We start from the raw sequence: 16,593 nt of genomic DNA, 5'->3' as shown, positions 1-16,593 counted from the left end.
AATTTTTTCTGGCTTTCGGTGTAATAGATCCGAGGTCTCTGCTTCATCTGCAACACTCCTTCTGCTTACACAGAATTTAGTTGTGTTGCATCGACCGGTTGAATCCACAGTCGTAAACGGCCTCTCACGAAGGCTGTTGGTCAATCGCGCCTTTTGAACTATGACCCATCCTAAATATCACGCTCTACCCCTTAACCTGGAGAGTCCAAAGGCTTTCGTATAAATACTGGCGCGCGCGGCCAATGAGTTTTTTTATCATGTAAAGGAGCGCAGAATGAGCAGCCTGGCGTTCGAATGACATGCCGCAGGCGTCTGGCGTGTAGTCATCTCGTACACCACCGGCAGGGACTTTCTCGGGGACGATGAGCGCGCTTGCTGTCGACGGCAAGGGCTGGAGAGGCGTTTTGAAACCATTCCCGCTCAGACCTGGTGCCTCAACTCTGGACATGTTTCTTCAAGCGTGTCTGCCACGCCGTGACGCTGTTCCGCCAGCCTTGACGGAAAAAGCTGTCATCCCAGGCATTCCCAATGCTCGCTACAGACTGGACCACGACCTGACGCCTTTCATTGAGGATGCGGTTCAGTCCAACAAACGTGAGAGCGAGGTTCTCGCCAAGGCCGGGAAGCCGAACAATATCCTTCCGCTGGCAAATATGCTGGCGATTTCCGGTGGCGGCGATGCGGGCGCATTCGCAGCGGGACTGATTGCTGGATGGACGACGCAAGGAACTCGCCCCATGTTCAAGGTCGTCACAGGCGTTAGCGCGGGTGCCCTGGTCGCCCCGTTCGCTTACCTGGGGTCCGAGTACGACGGCGTGATTCGGTATGTCTCCAACGCAATCGGTCCAAAAGACATTTTTCATTCGCGAAGCGTATTCACCCGTCTTGCCAGCGACGGTATAGCGGACAGTAAGCCACTGTCGCGGCTCATCGCAAAATACGTTACAGCACAGATTCTTGCGGCGATCGCGACAGAGTACGCCAAAGGACGAATTCTGCTGATTGGCACAACTGACCTTGATTCGGGGCGGCCAGTCACGTGGAACATGGGCGCGATTGCCGCAAGCAAAGCACCGGGAGCGCTCGACCTCTTTCGCAACATTATGCTCGCGTCAATGAGTATTCCCGGTGCAGTCTCACCCGTCATGATTGATGTGGACGTTGACGGCAAACAGTTTCAGGAAATGCACGTGGACGGAGGGGTCATCACTCAAGTGTTTCTGTACCCACCCAGCACCGTGATGGCGCTGAGCAAAGCCACCGGAGCACCTTTGCGACTCGACCGTCATTTCTATGTCATTCGTAATGGGACACTGGAGCCACAGTGGTCCGGGACCAAGCGCCGCACATTGAGCATCGGCGGTCGAGCCATCAGTGCCTTGATTCAAACTCAGGGGATCAGCGACCTGGAGCGTATTTACCGTATGGCGCAACAGGATGGAGCGGATTTTAATCTTGCGTACATTGGCTCCGACTTCTACTTTCCGCACAATCGAAAATTCGATGGCGAGTACATGAAGCGTTTATTCGATTACGCCTTTCAACTCAGCGCGAAAGGCTATCCGTGGCATAAATCGCCGCACTTGGAAAACACTAAACAATGAAACAACCGCTGAAAAATCGAGGCAATCTGCTGCATTGATCTGTTGCGTCCACGGTCGATTGCAGCAACGTGAACCTACCGTCTAATCTGATAAGTACACGACTACACACACGCTGCTAGCCGCCTCTTGCAGGAAAACGCCATGACCGCAAACACAGTACGCCACTGCTCGTCATGGATCCTGCCCTCCCTGCTTGCCATCATCCTGGCGATGATGGCGGGATGTTCAGCCAAAGCGGCCACGGCTCGCTACTCGGCCTCGAGCGTAGGCTCAAGCTGCTATGCCAAAGCACTGCCCACTTCCGGTGAGGGCGGCCTCGCTTGGGGGGACACCTTGAACATGGCACGCCAGAAATCCCTGAGTAACTGCATTCGCTATGCCGGCCGCTCCGGTGGCACGCCGGATACCTGCCAGGTGGTGTTGGCCAAGTGCAAAAATTAGGCGTGCAGCCGTGTGCGCTTCTACTCAATAAACATCTGTGGAAGGCGCGTGTTTAAGCGCCCTCATGCTTACGTCCAGAGGCCGACGACCATTTCCCGTCGGCTGCGGACATTAAAGACAAGACTCGCACGCCGAAACCGCATTTCTGCAAAGACCCCATGACAGGCAGTGAATTGGCAGTCAGACAGCATTTGACCACTCCATATGGAAAACCGTATATTCGATTAACCATATGTGCCAAGAGAAGTCACCATGCGCGTTTTGTTCATGTGCACCGCCAATAGCTGCCGCAGCATCCTCTCCGAAGCGATGTTCAATCATCTCGCGCCGCAAGGTTTTCAGGCGATCAGTGCCGGCAGCTTCCCCAAGGGCCAGGTTCTGCCGCGCAGTCTTGTGACGCTGCAAGAAGCCGGCATCGCGATTGACGGTTTGAGCAGTAAAGGCAACGACGCCTTCGAAGCCAACCCACCGGACATTGTCATCACCGTCTGCGACAAGGCTGCCGGCGAGGCGTGTCCGGTTTATTTCGGGCCGGCGCTGAAAGCCCATTGGGGATTGGAAGACCCATCCGAGGTGAAGGGCGACGAAGCGGTCGTGACCGCAGCCTTCCACTCGACCCTGGCGCGCATCGAAACACGCTGCCGGGCCTTCCTCGCCCTGCCCTTCGGCGAACTTGACCGGGATGCGTTGAAGCGCGAACTCGATCGCATCAGCACCCTGTAACCGGAGCCCTCATGTCCCACGAACTGCCCCATCTCGACGCCTCTCTGATTCAATCCATTGCCGGTGACGACACCCGGCACAAGCCACGAATCCTCCTGTTGTACGGATCGACCCGACCGCGTTCATTCAGTCGACTGCTGGTGGAGGAAGCCGCCCGATTGCTCGAGCACTTCGGTGCTGAAACGCGGATTTTCAATCCATCCGGCCTTCCTCTGCCGGACGATGCACCGACCGATCACCCGAAAGTTCAGGAACTGCTCGAACTGATGCAATGGTCCGAAGGACAGGTCTGGTGTTCACCCGAGCGTCACGGTTCGATGTCGGCCGTGTTCAAGGCGCAGATAGACTGGGTGCCGCTCGCGCTAGGCGCCATTCGCCCGACCCAGGGCAAAACCCTCGCGGTCATGCAAGTCAGTGGTGGTTCTCAGTCGTTTAACGTGGTGAATCAACTGCGTGTGCTGGGGCGCTGGATGCGGATGTTCACCATCCCCAACCAGTCTTCCGTGCCGAAGGCTTATCTGGAATTCGACGAAGACAACCGCATGAAACCGTCCGCGCTTTATGACCGGGTGGTGGACGTCATGGAGGAACTGGTGAAGTTCACTCTGCTGCTCCGGGAGCGTCCGGACCTGGTCGACCGCTACTCGGAACGCAAGGAGTCGGCAGAGGAACTGACCCGACGGGTGAATCAGCGGTCGATTTGAAGCTCAAGCCTCAGCGCTTGAATGCCTCATTTTGACAGTGACGAACATTTTGACGCGGTCGTGAATTTCCTGGAGAGCATGTCGAAAAGGTTCATGCCGTTCACTGCTCGCCGGGTCCTCAAAATTCCACGTCATCACTTCGTCAGAGATCGGCATCTTGCTCGCCTCTTCCGATGATTTGTCACACAGCGTGATGACATAGTCGAACTGCTGGCCCTCAAACTCGCTGATTGATTTGCTGCGCAACCCGGTTGCGTCGACGCCGATATGTTCCAGCGACTCAAGCGTTCGCGGGTCGACTTCACTGGCTACCAGACCCGCGCTGAAAGCTTCAAAGTGTTCGGAGTCGGTATGTTTGAGGAGCGACTCCGCCATCAATGAACGAATGTCATTTTTAGCGCAGACGAACAGCACCCGGGATTTTTCGGTCATGAGCAACACCCCCCTCTTTCAAGACAGTGAACGGAACTTCGGTTGCTGTTATTAGAGCAGTGATTGCGCCGAAGGGAAGTCCTGACCGATGGGAAGCACGTGAAATAAAGTGCGGATTGAAGAATCGTCACGAGGCTGTCATTTATCTTTAGTAATACTGACTTCAACCCGTTGCGGGCTCTTTCAATGGCTGCCATTTTGGCAGCTTTTTTTTGCCTGCCGCTTTTGCCACCTCAAACATCAATTAATCCCCCCCGATCCTGCCCCCCAACGCTTTATAGATCGCAATAAAAAAACGCCAGCGCTGGCGAGATAGAGGAAACCCTATCTCGCCACACCGATGTTGTTGTAGTCGGCAGCCCCCACTATCAGCCCTGCGCTTTGCTCATTTTGGTGAACAGCTCGGTCGGCACTTTCTTGCCGTTGGAGGTGAACTGGTTGGTGCGGAATTTGTAGACCTCGCCTTCGGAGAGGAAGCCATCGTTGTTGGTGTCCATCGCCTTGAACTCTTCAGCACCCTGTGGGGCCACGGTCAGCAATTCTTTCAGGGAAACGCGGCCGTCGTGGTCGGTGTCGGTACGGGCGAAGGAAGCGTCGCCGCATTTGCCTTCACCGCATTTACCTTCACCGGCCTTGGTGACCTTGGCGCCGGTTTCGCTGGCACCGCACTTGCCTTCGCCACACTTGCCTTCACTGGTTTTTTCCGCCGCGGCGAGTTGGTAGCCTTGAGGCAGTGCGTCAGCGGCAAAGGCGGACGAAGCGAGGTTCATACAGCCAACCAGTGAAACAGCGATCAGGCCAATACGGGATTTGTTCGAAAGACGGGACATGGTTATTTCTCCGGATACTGTGTGCGGTGAGGCCGCTCAGGGTCATGCCGCCAGGGCTATAAGCCGTGGTGCGAGGTGCGTTTGCTTTCTCGCTAAGGCCAGGCTATTTGACTGCAACCGTGTATCCCGGATGTATCCGGATCGAGGGGCATTTGTACGCCAGCATCTTTACAGCGAGTCTGGATACACAGCGATACATATGGCCCACTGTTTTTTATCCTGGCGACCTCGAAGGCCCTGAATAAATAGGCATCAACCCTATCCCTGAGCAATTTCAACACGATCGTGGTTGGGGGGCTGCCGATGAAGATGTCCGGGCCAGACTCGCTCATCCTGCAGCCCTGCCATACTGATCATCATGACCAGTGCAACCTTCCGCTTCTACGAGGAGCTCAACGATTTCCTGCCGGCTGAACGGCGGCGGCAGTCATTCACCTGCAAGTGCGCACGAGGGGCGACGGTCAAGCACATGATCGAGGCGCTCGGGATACCGCACACGGAGGTCGAACTGGTGTTGCTCAACGGTGAGTCGGTGGGTTTCGAGCGGGTGATCTTCGACGATGACCGGTTGGCGGTGTATCCCAAGTTCGAAACGCTGGACATCAGCCCGCTGTTAAAGGTTCGTGCTCAACCTTTACGGGTGCTGCGCTTCGTCGCTGATGCGCACCTGGGCGGGCTGGCCAACCTGCTGCGCATGAGCGGCTTCGACACCCTCTACGACAATGGCTTCGAGGATAGCGAGATCGCTGAGATCGCTGCGCAGCAAGGACGTATCGTGCTTACCCGTGACCGCGAACTGCTCAAGCGGCGGATCATCAGCCACGGCTGTTACGTGCATGCCCTGAAACCGTCGCTGCAGCTGCGCGAATTGTACGAGCGCCTCGACCTGGCGCGTAGCGCGCGGCCATTCAGCCTGTGCCTTCATTGCAACCTGCCGCTGCACGAGATCAGCCCGGAACTGGCCCGGCCGCAGGTGCCGCCACGCGTTGGCGCGCTCTATTCGCACTTCCTGCGCTGCGACGCCTGTCAACGGATTTACTGGGAGGGTTCGCACTGGCGCAGCATGTGTGCACTGCTGGCACCTCTGCTGGACCGATAGCCGAATGCATCGGCCGGGAGAGATCGCATTGGCCAACCCAAAACGTGCCTTGAGCAAGCGCGGCTAGGCACGTTCACGCCGCTATAGTCGACTCTATTGCCGACCATACTTCCAGGAGCCTTTTCCCAGTGTCTGACATGCCGACCCACTTCGCTTACACAAAACGCTTCAACGCCGTACTCGCCTACATTGATGCCAATCTCGAAGGTGACCTGTCGTTGAAAACGTTGAGCCATGTGGCGAACTTTTCGGCGTTTCACTTCCATCGACAATTCACCGCGTTCGTAGGAGTGCCAGTCTCACGTTATGTGCAACTGATGCGGCTACGACGCGCGGCACATCGCCTGGCCGCCCTCGCTGATCACTCGGTACTGGAGGCCGCACTCAGTGCCGGCTTTGAAAGTCCCGAAGCATTTTGCAGGGCGTTCAGGCGGGCGTTCGGTATGACGCCGAGTGCGTTCAGGAAGGAACCGAACTGGCAGGTCTGGAATGCGGTATTCGCAATCCCTCACTTTTCCAGGACTATCATCATGCAAGTACGAATCGTGGAATTCCCTGAAGTCAGGGTAGCTGCGCTTGAGCACTGCGGACCCGCCGGGCTCGTCAACGAGAGCGTGCGCAAGTTCATCGAGTGGCGTATGCAGAGCGGACAGTCGCCGGTGGCATCGAGCCGCACCTTTGGCATTCCCTATGGCAACCCCGATACAACACCTCCACAAGCATTCCGCTTCGCAATTTGCGGCGAAATTCACGAGGCCGTGGCGCCGAATGAGTTCGGCGTGCACGAGATCGTCATTCCTGGCGGTCGCTGCGTCGTGGTGAGACACGCGGGTTCACCGGATCACATCGGCGAAACGATCTATCCGGTTTACCGCGATTGGCTGCCCGCCAGTGGAGAGGAACTTCGTGACCAGCCGCTGTTCTTTCATTACCTGAGCGTCTTTCCCGAGACACCGCAGGATCAATGGCAAACTGATGTATATGTTCCGCTGCAATAGCGGAGCAAGTAGCTTTCGACCCTGAGCTGACGTGACGAGCGTCCGCTTTGGGTTGTGTTTCAGCCGGTCGCGACAGGCAAAATTCAGCCAGAAGCGGACAACGATCGATATTACAATCAGTCTTCATGCACGTACCATTCACTTGCCAACCCGGTACCGCGCAGCTACTGTCAGCCCTATGAACCAACCACGAATTACCTTGACCACGACTACCACGACCGCCAAAGGCGGGTCGTGAGAGGTGTCGTGAGCCGATAACGCACGAACTTCAAAGGCCCGCCAGTGATGGATAGGGCCTTTTCTTTTGCCCTTGTGTCGCTGGCCAAAACGCAAGGAAAAGCACTATGTATGCGCTGTTGATTCTCGATATGCAGGTTGGATTGTTTCATGGCGCGGATAAGCCATGGGCTGGCGAAGCGCTGGTAGACACGTTGAACGACCTGTTGAATAAAGCCCGCAGTGCGGGCGCCCCCATTTTTCTCGCCCGCCACATTGGTCCACCTGGTTCGCCAATCGAGCCTGGAAGCCAGTTGACGCAACTGGTGCAGGAACTGGTGCTGCAGGGCGACGAAGTGATTTTCGAAAAAAGTCGACCCAACGCCTTCACCAAGACAGCTCTGGTCGATCAACTGCGGGCTTGTGGTGCTCAGGGTGTGGTCATTGCCGGAATGAAGACCCAATACTGTGTCGACAGCACCTGCCGCGCCGCACGAGACCATGGTTTCGACGCAGTTCTGATCGCCGATGGTCATACCTGCTCGGACACCTCTGCGCTGAAGGCCGAAGAAATTGTCGCTCATCACAATGCGACCCTCGCGGGTCCATTCTGTCGTGTCGTAAACGCTGAGGACTGGTGTTTCTAACCGCCATTGACGGACCGGTCCGCATCAGGGTCGATCCGTCCGCTATGGGTCGAAAGCACGCCGTCATAATTAACACCTCTCGCCCAGAAGCCATCGCTCATCGAAGTCGCTTTCGACCCAAACCAAACATCCGAAATATCCGACCCGCCGCCCCACACCGTCAGTGTAGGGCGGCAGATTTCACGCCAGCATCAGTTCGTGGCTACCACTTTTTTGCCGCCACTGTCCCACCCTCCTCCCAACGCCTTATAGATTGCGACGATGCCCCGGTACTGATCAGTCTCACCCAGCGCCTGCGCATCCTCGGCGTTCAGACGTTCACGCTGCGCATCGAGCAAAACCAGATAATCCACCGTGCCTTCCTTGTACTGGATCGCCGCCAGGTCGGCCGCAGCACGGCTCGACTCACTTTGCTTGATCAATGACAGCAGCCGCTGCTGACGTTTGCCGTAGTCGCTGAAGGCGTTTTCCGACTCTTCCAGTGCCAGCAGCACTTGCTGTTCGTAGGTGGCCAAGGCGCCTTCGGCATTCGCGTCGGCACCCCGGATGCGCGCTCGCACACTGCCCAGGTCAAAAGCTGCCCAGGTAATGCTCGGTCCCAGCCCCCAGGCTCTGGCGGCACTGGAACCAATCTGCGAACCACGGCCAGCGGTGAAACCGAGGAAGCCGCTCAAGCTCACTCTCGGGAACAGGTCGGCGGTGGCCACGCCGATTTCCGCCGTGGAGGACGCCAGCCTGCGCTCGGCGGCGAGAACATCGGGACGCCGGCGCAGCAGCTCGGCGGGATCACCGATCGGCAGCGCTTTGGCGATGGCGGGCAACTGCGCAGGGCTCAACGACACGCTCAACGTATCCGGGCGCTCCCCCAAGAGCGTGGCGATGCGGTTTTTCTGCCGCACCTGTTCCGCTTGCAGTTGCGGAACCGTCGCCTCGACAGCCGCCAAACGTGCGTCGGCACGCACCACGTCGAGCTCATTGCCCACGCCGGCATCGCGCAGGCTGACCGTCACGCTGCGCGAATCCTGCTGATTTTTCAGGTTGGCCAGGGCAATTTTTTCCCGCAACTGCGCGCCGCGCAATTGGCCGTAGGCATCCACCAGCTCGGCGATCATTGTCACGCGAAGCTGAAACAAGTCTGCGGCGGCAGCGTCTTCCTGGGCGCTGCTGGATTCCAGTTGACGCTGGATCCGGCCGAACAGATCGACTTCCCATGCCATGTCGAGGCCCAGGTCGTAGCGTTCGATATTGACGCGGCTCTCGGTCAGACCGGGCACTTGCGACTTGCCCTGCTGGCTGCTGACGCGGCTGGTGACGACCGGCAAATTGTCATTGCTGACGTCATCACGAATCGCACGGGCCGCTTTCCAGCGGGCAAACGCGACGCGCAAGTCGCGGTTGCCCTCCAGGGATTTGCTCACCAACTGATTGAGCGTGGGGTCATCAAACTGTTGCCACCACACCGTTTCAAATCGCGATTGATCGTAGGCACTGCCTTGGGCAGACACGACGTTGGCAGGCGCGGTGTCAGGCGTTTTGTAGTCGGGGCCTACCGTGCAGGCGCCGAGCGCGACGACCAGAAGGCTGGGTAAGAAAAGCTTCAAGGTGTTCATGAATGTGCCTCCTGATTGAGCGCGTTTACCTGATGAACCTTGGTGACCTTGTGCGCGTTCTTGCGCTCGATGTAGCGACGAATCAGCACGAAGAACACCGGCGTCAGCAGCAACCCGAAGAAGGTCACGCCGAGCATCCCGGAGAACACCGCGACACCCATCGCACGGCGCATTTCCGAGCCGGCGCCAGTGGACGTCACCAGCGGAATCACCCCCATGATGAACGCGAAGGACGTCATCAGAATCGGCCGCAGACGCATGCGGCAAGCGTCCAGCACCGCATCCAGCGGCGACATGCCCTGGTCCTGTTTGTCCTTGGCGAACTCGACGATCAGGATCGCGTTTTTGCAGGCCAGGCCGACCAGCACGATCAGGCCGATCTGGGTGAAGATGTTGTTGTCGCCCTTGGAAATGATCACCCCGGCAATCGCCGACAGCAGGGTCATCGGCACGATCAGGATCACCGCCAATGGCAGGCTCCAGCTTTCATACAGCGCCGCCAGCACCAGGAACGCCAACAGCACGCAGAGCGGGAACACCAGCAGGGCCGTGTTGCCCGACAGGATTTGCTGGTAGGTCAGGTCGGTCCACTCGTACGTCATGCCGTTGGGCAATTCTTCCTTGAGCAACTTTTCAATCGCGGCTTGCGCCTGTCCGGAGCTGTAGCCAGGGGCTGCACTGCCGTTGATTTCGGCGGTGAGGAAACCGTTGTAGTGCGAGACCCGGTCAGGGCCTGACGTCGGGCTGACCTTGACGAACGTGGCCAGCGGAATCATTTCGCCGCGATCATTGCGCACCTTCAACTGACCGATCTGCTCCGGCTCCTGGCGGAACTGCTGCTCGGCCTGCACGTTGACCTGATAGGTCCGGCCAAAACGGTTGAAGTCGTTGGCGTACAGCGAGCCCAGGTAGACCTGCAAGGTGTCGAAAATATCGTTGATCTTCACCCCGTGAGTCTTGGCTTTTTCCCGGTCAATGGCGGCTTCGACCTGCGGCACGTTGACGGTGTAGCTGGTGAACAGGTTGGCCAGCTCTGGCGTGCTACGGCTCTTGGCGATGATGTTCATCGTCTCTTTGTACAGCTCGTCGTAACCCAGGTTGCCACGGTCTTCGATTTGCAGGCGGAAGCCACCGATGGTGCCCAGGCCTTGTACCGGCGGTGGCGGGAACACGGCGATGTAGGCGTCCTGAATCCCACCGAACTTGCCGTTGAGCGAGGCGGAAATCGCCTTGGCAGACAGGCTCGGGTCTTTACGCTCTTCGAACGAACTCAAGCCGATGAACGCAATACCGGCGTTCGGGCTGTTGGTGAAACCGTTGATTGAAAGGCCCGGGAATGCCACCGCACTGTCGAAACCCGGCTCGTTCATGGCGATGGTGCTCATGCGACGGATCACCGATTCGGTGCGGTCGAGACTCGCGGCATCCGGCAATTGCGCGAAGGTCACCAGGTATTTTTTGTCCTGGGTCGGCACGAAGCCGGTCGGCGTGGTGCTGAAACCCATGTAGGTCATGGCGATCAGACCGGCGTACACCAACAACGCCACGCTGCTGCCACGAATGACTTTGGCCACGGCAACCATGTAGCCGTGACTGGCCTTTTCGAAGAAACGGTTGAACGGTTTGAACAGCCAGCCACCGAGCAAACGATCCAGCACTCTGGAGAAACGGTCTTTCGGTGCGCCATGGGCCTTGAGCAACACCGCCGCCAACGCCGGTGACAAGGTCAGGGAGTTGAACGCCGAGATCACCGTGGAGATCGCAATGGTCAACGCGAACTGTTTATAGAACTGCCCTGTCAGCCCGGAGATGAACGCGGCTGGCACGAACACCGCGCACAGCACCAGCGCCGTGGCGATGATCGGCCCGGTCACTTCGCCCATGGCTTTCTTGGTCGCTTCGACCGGTTCCAGTCCGGATTCAATATTTCGCTCGACGTTCTCCACCACAACAATGGCATCGTCGACCACGATCCCGATGGCGAGGACCAGGCCGAACAGCGACAACGCGTTGAGCGAAAACCCGAGTAGATGCATCACGGCAAACGTACCGATCAGCGACACGGGCACGGCCACCAACGGAATGATCGACGCGCGCCAGGTTTGCAGGAACAGGATAACGACCAGCACCACGAGAATCAGCGCTTCGAACAGCGTGTGCACCACCGCCTCAATCGAGCTGCGGACGAAAATCGTCGGGTCGTAGACGATCTCGTAATCCATGCCTTCCGGGAAGTTTTTCTTCAGCTCGGCCATCTTCGCCCGCACTTGGTCGGAGACGTCGATGGCATTGGAGCCCGGCCGCTGGAAGATCGGCATCGCCACCGCTTCCTGGTTGTTGAGCAAGGCGCGCAAGGCGTACTGGTTGGAACCCAGCTCGATCCGGGCAATGTCTTTCAGGCGCGTGATTTCGCCGTTCGGACCGCTGCGCACGATCACGTTTTCAAACTCTTCCTCGCTGACCAACCGCCCTTGGGAGTTGATCGACATCTGGAAGCTGGTGGCATTCGGCGCAGGCGGCGAACCCAGTTGGCCGGCGGCGACTTGACGGTTTTGCTCGCGCACTGCTGTGACCACATCAGTGGCAGTCAGATTACGCGAGGCGGTTTTGTCCGGATCGAGCCAGATACGCAGCGAGTAATCGCCGATGCCGAACATCTTCACATCGCCGATCCCTTCCAGGCGCGACAGCTCGTCCTTGACGTTGAGGATCGCGTAGTTGGACAGGTAGAGCATGTCGTAGCGTTTGTCGGGAGAGATCAAATGCACCAGCAACGTCAGCTCGGGAGACGCCTTGTCGACGGTGATACCGATGCGCGTCACTTCTTCGGGCAGCTTGGGCTCGGTACGGGTCACGCGGTTCTGGACCTGGACCTGGGCGTTGTCCAGATCGGTGCCCAACGCGAAGGTCACGGTCAGGGTGAGCCGGCCGTCAGCCGTGGATTGCGAGGACATGTACAGCATGTTCTCGACGCCGGTGATGGCTTGCTCCAAAGGGGCTGCCACGGTTTCGCCGATGACTTTCGGGTTGGCGCCCGGGTAGTTGGCGTGAACGACGACGGTCGGTGGAACCACTTCCGGGTATTCACTGATCGGCAACTGGAACAGCGAGATCGCGCCGGCGATCAGGATCAGCAGCGACAGCACCGCCGCGAAGATCGGCCGCGTGATAAAGAACTGGGAGAACTTCATGTCGGTGCTCCTTATCCGCGAGGTGCAGCGGCAGAATCCGCTTTCACCAGGGCAGGTGATTTAGCGGCAGCCGGCTGATTGGAGGCTTCGATGGCCTGACGCTGGCGAGCCAGTGTGGCGACGGTTTCCGGGCTGGCCATCGGCGCATCCTGCGGGTCGATCACTGCGCCGGGCCGCACGCGCTGCAGGCCGTTGATGACGATGCGATCGTCTTTCTGCAAACCGCTGCGCACGATGCGCAAGCCTTCAAGCTTCGGCCCCAGATCGACGCTGCGATACACAGCTTTGTTGTCCTGATCGACCACCAGCACGAATTTTTTGCCAAGGTCGGTGCCCACCGCTTCGTCCTTGATCAGCAGGCCGGGATAGGCGGCGCTGCCCACCAGTTTCAACCGGGCATACAGGCCGGGGGTGTACTGGCCGTCCGCGTTGTCGAACACCGCGCGACCACGGATGGTGCCGGTTTTCGGATTGACCTGGTTGTCGACGAAGTTCATCTGCCCGAGGTGGCTGTTGCCCTCCTCGTTCGACAGGCCCATGTACACCGGCGTGGCTTGACCGCGCTGGCCCTGGCGGGAAAGCAGGCTGTACTTGAGGAACATGCGCTCGTCCGCATCGAAATAGGCGTAGACCTTGTCCGTGGAGACCACGCTGGTCAGCGCGGTGGTGTCGGCGGTCACGATGTTGCCGGCGGTGATTTCCGCACGGCTGACGCGGCCGGTGATCGGCGCGGTAACACGGGTGAAGCTGAGGTTCAAACGCGCCAGATCCAGCTGCGCCTGAATGGCATCGACACCGGCCCTGGCTTCTTGCGCAGTGGTCGTGCGGGTGTCGGCGAGCTCTGCGGAGATTGCGTTGCTGCTCAATAGACGTTGGCCGCGCTGCGCTTCGTTGCCGGTGCGGACCAGGGTGGCGCGTGCCTGTTGCAACTGTGCTTCGATGCGATGAACTTCATGTTCGAACGGACGTGGGTCAATCTGGAACAGCAAATCGCCCTTCTTCACCAGCGCGCCATCGGTAAAGGCCACACGTTCAATCTGGCCCGACACCCGTGGCCGAACCTCTACGGTTTCCGGTGCTTCCAGGCGAGCGGTGACTTCATCCCACTCGGTGATGGGCTGCTCGAGCACTTTGGCGACGGTGACGTGCGGCGCCCCCGGAGCCTGTGCGGCACTGGGTGTACGTTCACACGCGGCAAGCATCAGCAGCGCCAACGCAGCCAGGGGATAACGCAAAGGTTTGAGTGACTGTTCCATGGGTTGTGTCCGCCAGACGGTTTGGGAATTTGCGAATTCTCGGCCTCGCGCGAGGTCACGACGAATCGAACGGAGTGAAGTTGGCTATCATCATTAATGATAGCCGTCATGTTTAAGGACAAAAAAAGGGATCGGCCCGCTTAACCCCTCGTGTGAGCAATTGCCGAACACACGCAATCCAGCGCCGGCCCCAGCGTCTGCGCCGCACTCAATGCCCGTGGGGTGGGCACCATCCGGCGACCGATGCGCTCGAACAAAGGGTCGTTGAACAACTTGCGCAAACGCACCAACGCCGCGCTGATGGCGGGCTGGCCCAGCGACAATTTCTCAGCGGTGCGGGTGAGGTTTCGCTCCTGAATCAGCGTGTCGAATACCACCAGCAGATTCAGATCGATACTGTGCAGATCATTACGTTTCATGGGGCAGGTCCACGTAGAGATTTTTGACTTGAGCCACAGGCGGGGAATCCGCCAGACTTGAGTCGATACCGGAAAAGCCATTGCAGCGACTTTATATGACGCGCATCATCAATACCAGCCTCTCAGCACAGCTTTTCCCAAGCGATGCCGACCTGGCGACAGGAGCAGTCTCATGAAAGTCACGAAAGACCAGGCCGCCGCGAACAAAGAGGCGATCCTCACGGCCGCGTCCCGGCTGTATCGGGAAAAGGGAATCGACGGCATCGGCATTGGTGAACTGTCGCGCTCCGTGGGCCTGACCCATGGCGGGTTTTACGGACAGTTTCCGGGCGGCAAGGAGCAGCTGGCTTCAGAGGCTGTTACCCGGACATTCGAGTCCAATATCCAGGACTGGCAGGACGCCAAATCCATTCCCGAACTCATAAAGGGTTACCTGACGCAAGGGCACCTGGACAACTGGACCGAGGGCTGCCCCATCCCGGCATTGGGCGCCGATGTTGCCCGCGCCGGCGGGACCGTCAGCAACTCCTTCACCAAAGGCGTCGAGCGCTTGATCGAAACGTTGATGGCGCTGGTCGAGGGGGAAAGTCACGAGGAGAAATACCAGGAATCGCTGCGCATCCTGTCATCGATAGCCGGGGCGATGCTGATTGCCAGGGCGTTGGACAACCCGGAGTTGTCCGGGCAGTTTTTGCAATCGGTGATCAGTGCCTGGCCTGCTGTTCCTGAAACCTTCCCAGAATCTTAAAGCTTGAACTGCGTCACCAGGGTATTGAAGGAAACGGCCAGCCACGACAGTGCCTGAGTGCTGGAGGCCAGCGACAGGCTTTTGCCCATGGCAGTAACGGCCCCATTAGCACCCGATTGCACGGTACTGATCATGCTTTCAATTTCTACAGTCGAGGTTTGGGGGCGGTGTGCGAGCGCGAGCGCGCACTTCATCGGCTACCACCCCAAACCCACGCCCCTGCTCGCCAGCACAAACGGCTTCAATGGCAGCGTTGAGCGCCAGCAGATTAAAGTGCAGTCATGTCGCTTAGTACCGATAGGTAGCCTGCACTGAAACGCCATTCGCACTATTGTCGTAGTTGGCACTGTATTCAGGTTGAACTCCAGAGTTGTTCGACTGCTTTACAGAAACTTTGGAATCCCAGAGATATCCATAAGCAAAGTCTATCGTCAGATCGGAATTCGGCGAGTAAGCACCGCCCAAGGTCACGGCTTGGCGATTCCCGACCGGAATGCGCACGCTGCGATCGGCATTTCTGATAGGCGACGGATCATAGGCGTAGCCTGCGCGTAGCAGCCATTGTTGGTTCACTTGATAGGAGGCGCCAACTGCGGTGCTCCAGGTGTCGCGCCAATTCATTTCTTCGATCACATGTCCCAAACCAGCCGCTTGACCCACAGGGGAAAGACCGCTGTTGACTGCCTCGACCTTCTGGATTCGGCTCCAACGTTTCCAGGTGGTCCCCAGGTAGCCCGTCCAGCGACTATTGAAATGATGGGTGATCGACGTGTCCACGGACTCGGGCATAGTGAGGTCTATCTTGTTGTCATACTTTCCATCCAGCGGGATAACGCTCGGGGAGCCAGAAACCTCAGTATGCCCTTCGAGTTCATAGTCCACTTTCGAGTGATAGTTAATCCCCCAACTGGTTGCTTCAGTAAAGTCGACCAAGATGCCTACGTTGTAACCAAGTGCCGTGTCATCGCCTTTGATGGTGACCAGTGTGTCCTCGCCGTTGTTCAGGGCGCCGGTGGCCAGGTAATTCTGAAGTTTTGCATTGAAACGGTTGATGGTCGGTCCGCCACCAATGGACACGTAATCATTGATCCGCCAGGCAATGGTGGGCTGCAGGGTTATTTCCTTGGTCGTGCTATAGGAGCCATGGTAGCGGCCCTGAAAAGTGCTCTCGTAATCATTGATCAGACCACTCGGCGCATAGAGGCCCAGACCAATCGAAAAGCGATCATCAAGTGGCGTCGACATATAAGCGAAGGGCACGACTCCCAAGGGTACCGAGTCCCCTTTATTTGTTCCTGAGACACCGCTCTGCGCATCACTGATGTCGTCACTCACCGAGACGACCGCTGCCCCGCCGGAAATCTCAGCGCGCTTCAACTTGGTCAAGCCTGCGGGATTTCCAAAGATGGTACTGGCGTCCAGCGCGGAAGATGACCTTCCCGCATAGGCCGTTCCCGCACTACTTGCACTTTGTTCGTTTAGTGCAATGCCATTGGCACTTGCAATTGTAGAGGCGCTGAGTAGTGCGATGGCACTGCTGAATTGAATCCAGACAGCACACTTTCGCTGAGCAGAGAGACACGGGATCACACGGCTATTCAGTTTCATTTTCCACCTCTGGTTTATTGTTTTTGTTGTTTGCTCGCAGGCAAGGCTTCGCCATCCCGTGCACTTT

At 58.0% G+C, this 16,593-nt stretch carries 15 protein-coding genes and 1 pseudogene; 8 read left to right on the top strand and 8 right to left on the bottom strand.

Annotation, left to right across the window (positions count from 1 at the left end; genetic code table 11):
* Positions 1–404 precede the first annotated feature (404 nt).
* The 4 genes from ACYZUC_RS02075 to arsH all read left to right on the top strand — a co-directional run bounded on the left by ACYZUC_RS02075 (position 405) and on the right by arsH (position 3,472).
* Positions 405–1,604 (top strand): patatin-like phospholipase family protein, encoded by a 1,200-nt coding sequence (locus ACYZUC_RS02075; RefSeq protein ID WP_461996803.1) that lies wholly within the window; start codon positions 405–407, stop codon positions 1,602–1,604.
* A 141-nt stretch (positions 1,605–1,745) separates the two neighbouring features.
* Positions 1,746–2,045: a hypothetical protein gene (locus tag ACYZUC_RS02070; RefSeq protein WP_461993128.1), complete on the top strand. Its 300-nt coding sequence runs from the start codon at positions 1,746–1,748 to the stop codon at positions 2,043–2,045.
* 252 nt (positions 2,046–2,297) lie between these two features.
* The gene (locus ACYZUC_RS02065) at positions 2,298–2,768 is read left to right on the top strand and encodes an arsenate reductase ArsC (RefSeq protein ID WP_461993126.1); all 471 of its coding nucleotides are present in this window, start codon (positions 2,298–2,300) and stop codon (positions 2,766–2,768) included.
* Positions 2,769–2,779: 11 nt separating this feature from the next.
* Positions 2,780–3,472: an arsenical resistance protein ArsH gene (gene arsH / locus ACYZUC_RS02060; RefSeq protein ID WP_461993124.1), complete on the top strand. Its 693-nt coding sequence runs from the start codon at positions 2,780–2,782 to the stop codon at positions 3,470–3,472.
* A 3-nt stretch (positions 3,473–3,475) separates the two neighbouring features.
* Here the strand turns inward: arsH and ACYZUC_RS02055 are convergent, their stop codons facing one another.
* Complete coding sequence (locus ACYZUC_RS02055; RefSeq protein ID WP_461993122.1) at positions 3,476–3,904, bottom strand: arsenate reductase ArsC; 429 nt, start codon at positions 3,902–3,904, stop codon at positions 3,476–3,478.
* Between the two features lie 368 nt (positions 3,905–4,272).
* Positions 4,273–4,734, bottom strand: a complete 462-nt coding sequence (locus tag ACYZUC_RS02050; protein ID WP_461993120.1) for an HvfA family oxazolone/thioamide-modified RiPP metallophore — start codon at positions 4,732–4,734, stop codon at positions 4,273–4,275.
* Between the two features lie 358 nt (positions 4,735–5,092).
* Between ACYZUC_RS02050 and ACYZUC_RS02045 the strand changes: the two genes are divergently transcribed.
* From ACYZUC_RS02045 to ACYZUC_RS02035, 3 genes are all read left to right on the top strand, one after another.
* Entirely contained in the window at positions 5,093–5,833 is a 741-nt protein-coding gene (locus ACYZUC_RS02045; RefSeq protein ID WP_461993118.1) for a Mut7-C RNAse domain-containing protein, read from the top strand.
* Between the two features lie 128 nt (positions 5,834–5,961).
* A complete protein-coding gene (locus ACYZUC_RS02040) occupies positions 5,962–6,831 on the top strand; it encodes an AraC family transcriptional regulator (RefSeq protein WP_461993116.1) in 870 nt (289 codons plus the stop codon).
* A gap of 344 nt (positions 6,832–7,175) precedes the next feature.
* On the top strand, positions 7,176–7,694 hold the full coding sequence (locus ACYZUC_RS02035; RefSeq protein WP_461993114.1) for a cysteine hydrolase family protein: 519 nt from the start codon (positions 7,176–7,178) through the stop codon (positions 7,692–7,694).
* A 191-nt stretch (positions 7,695–7,885) separates the two neighbouring features.
* Here ACYZUC_RS02035 and ACYZUC_RS02030 read toward each other — a convergent pair whose 3' ends face one another.
* From ACYZUC_RS02030 to ACYZUC_RS02015, 4 genes are all read right to left on the bottom strand, one after another.
* The gene (locus tag ACYZUC_RS02030) at positions 7,886–9,304 is read right to left on the bottom strand and encodes an efflux transporter outer membrane subunit (RefSeq protein ID WP_461993112.1); all 1,419 of its coding nucleotides are present in this window, start codon (positions 9,302–9,304) and stop codon (positions 7,886–7,888) included.
* The gene (locus ACYZUC_RS02025) at positions 9,301–12,495 is read right to left on the bottom strand and encodes an efflux RND transporter permease subunit (protein WP_461993110.1); all 3,195 of its coding nucleotides are present in this window, start codon (positions 12,493–12,495) and stop codon (positions 9,301–9,303) included. Before ACYZUC_RS02025 ends, ACYZUC_RS02030 begins: the two co-directional genes overlap by 4 nt.
* Before the next feature lie 11 nt (positions 12,496–12,506).
* Positions 12,507–13,751 carry a multidrug efflux RND transporter periplasmic adaptor subunit MexE gene (gene mexE, locus ACYZUC_RS02020; RefSeq protein WP_192228263.1) on the bottom strand — a complete coding sequence of 415 codons (1,245 nt, stop codon included), beginning with the start codon at positions 13,749–13,751 and terminating at the stop codon, positions 12,507–12,509.
* Positions 13,752–13,891: 140 nt separating this feature from the next.
* Entirely contained in the window at positions 13,892–14,170 is a 279-nt protein-coding gene (locus ACYZUC_RS02015; RefSeq protein ID WP_008033468.1) for a LysR family transcriptional regulator, read from the bottom strand.
* 172 nt (positions 14,171–14,342) lie between these two features.
* Between ACYZUC_RS02015 and ACYZUC_RS02010 the strand changes: the two genes are divergently transcribed.
* A complete protein-coding gene (locus ACYZUC_RS02010) occupies positions 14,343–14,918 on the top strand; it encodes a TetR/AcrR family transcriptional regulator (protein WP_461993107.1) in 576 nt (191 codons plus the stop codon).
* Positions 14,919–14,962: 44 nt separating this feature from the next.
* Here ACYZUC_RS02010 and ACYZUC_RS02005 read toward each other — a convergent pair.
* A pseudogene (locus ACYZUC_RS02005) lies at positions 14,963–15,188 on the bottom strand (methyl-accepting chemotaxis protein); the annotation flags it as partial.
* An 18-nt stretch (positions 15,189–15,206) separates the two neighbouring features.
* Positions 15,207–16,526: an OmpP1/FadL family transporter gene (locus tag ACYZUC_RS02000; RefSeq protein WP_461993105.1), complete on the bottom strand. Its 1,320-nt coding sequence runs from the start codon at positions 16,524–16,526 to the stop codon at positions 15,207–15,209.
* Positions 16,527–16,593: the final 67 nt, after the last annotated feature.

The sequence above is a fragment of the Pseudomonas sp. GT1P32 genome, assembly GCF_054897805.1.
The sequence above is the reverse complement of the archived record's forward strand: the minus strand, read 5'-3'. Positions and strand labels throughout refer to the sequence as shown.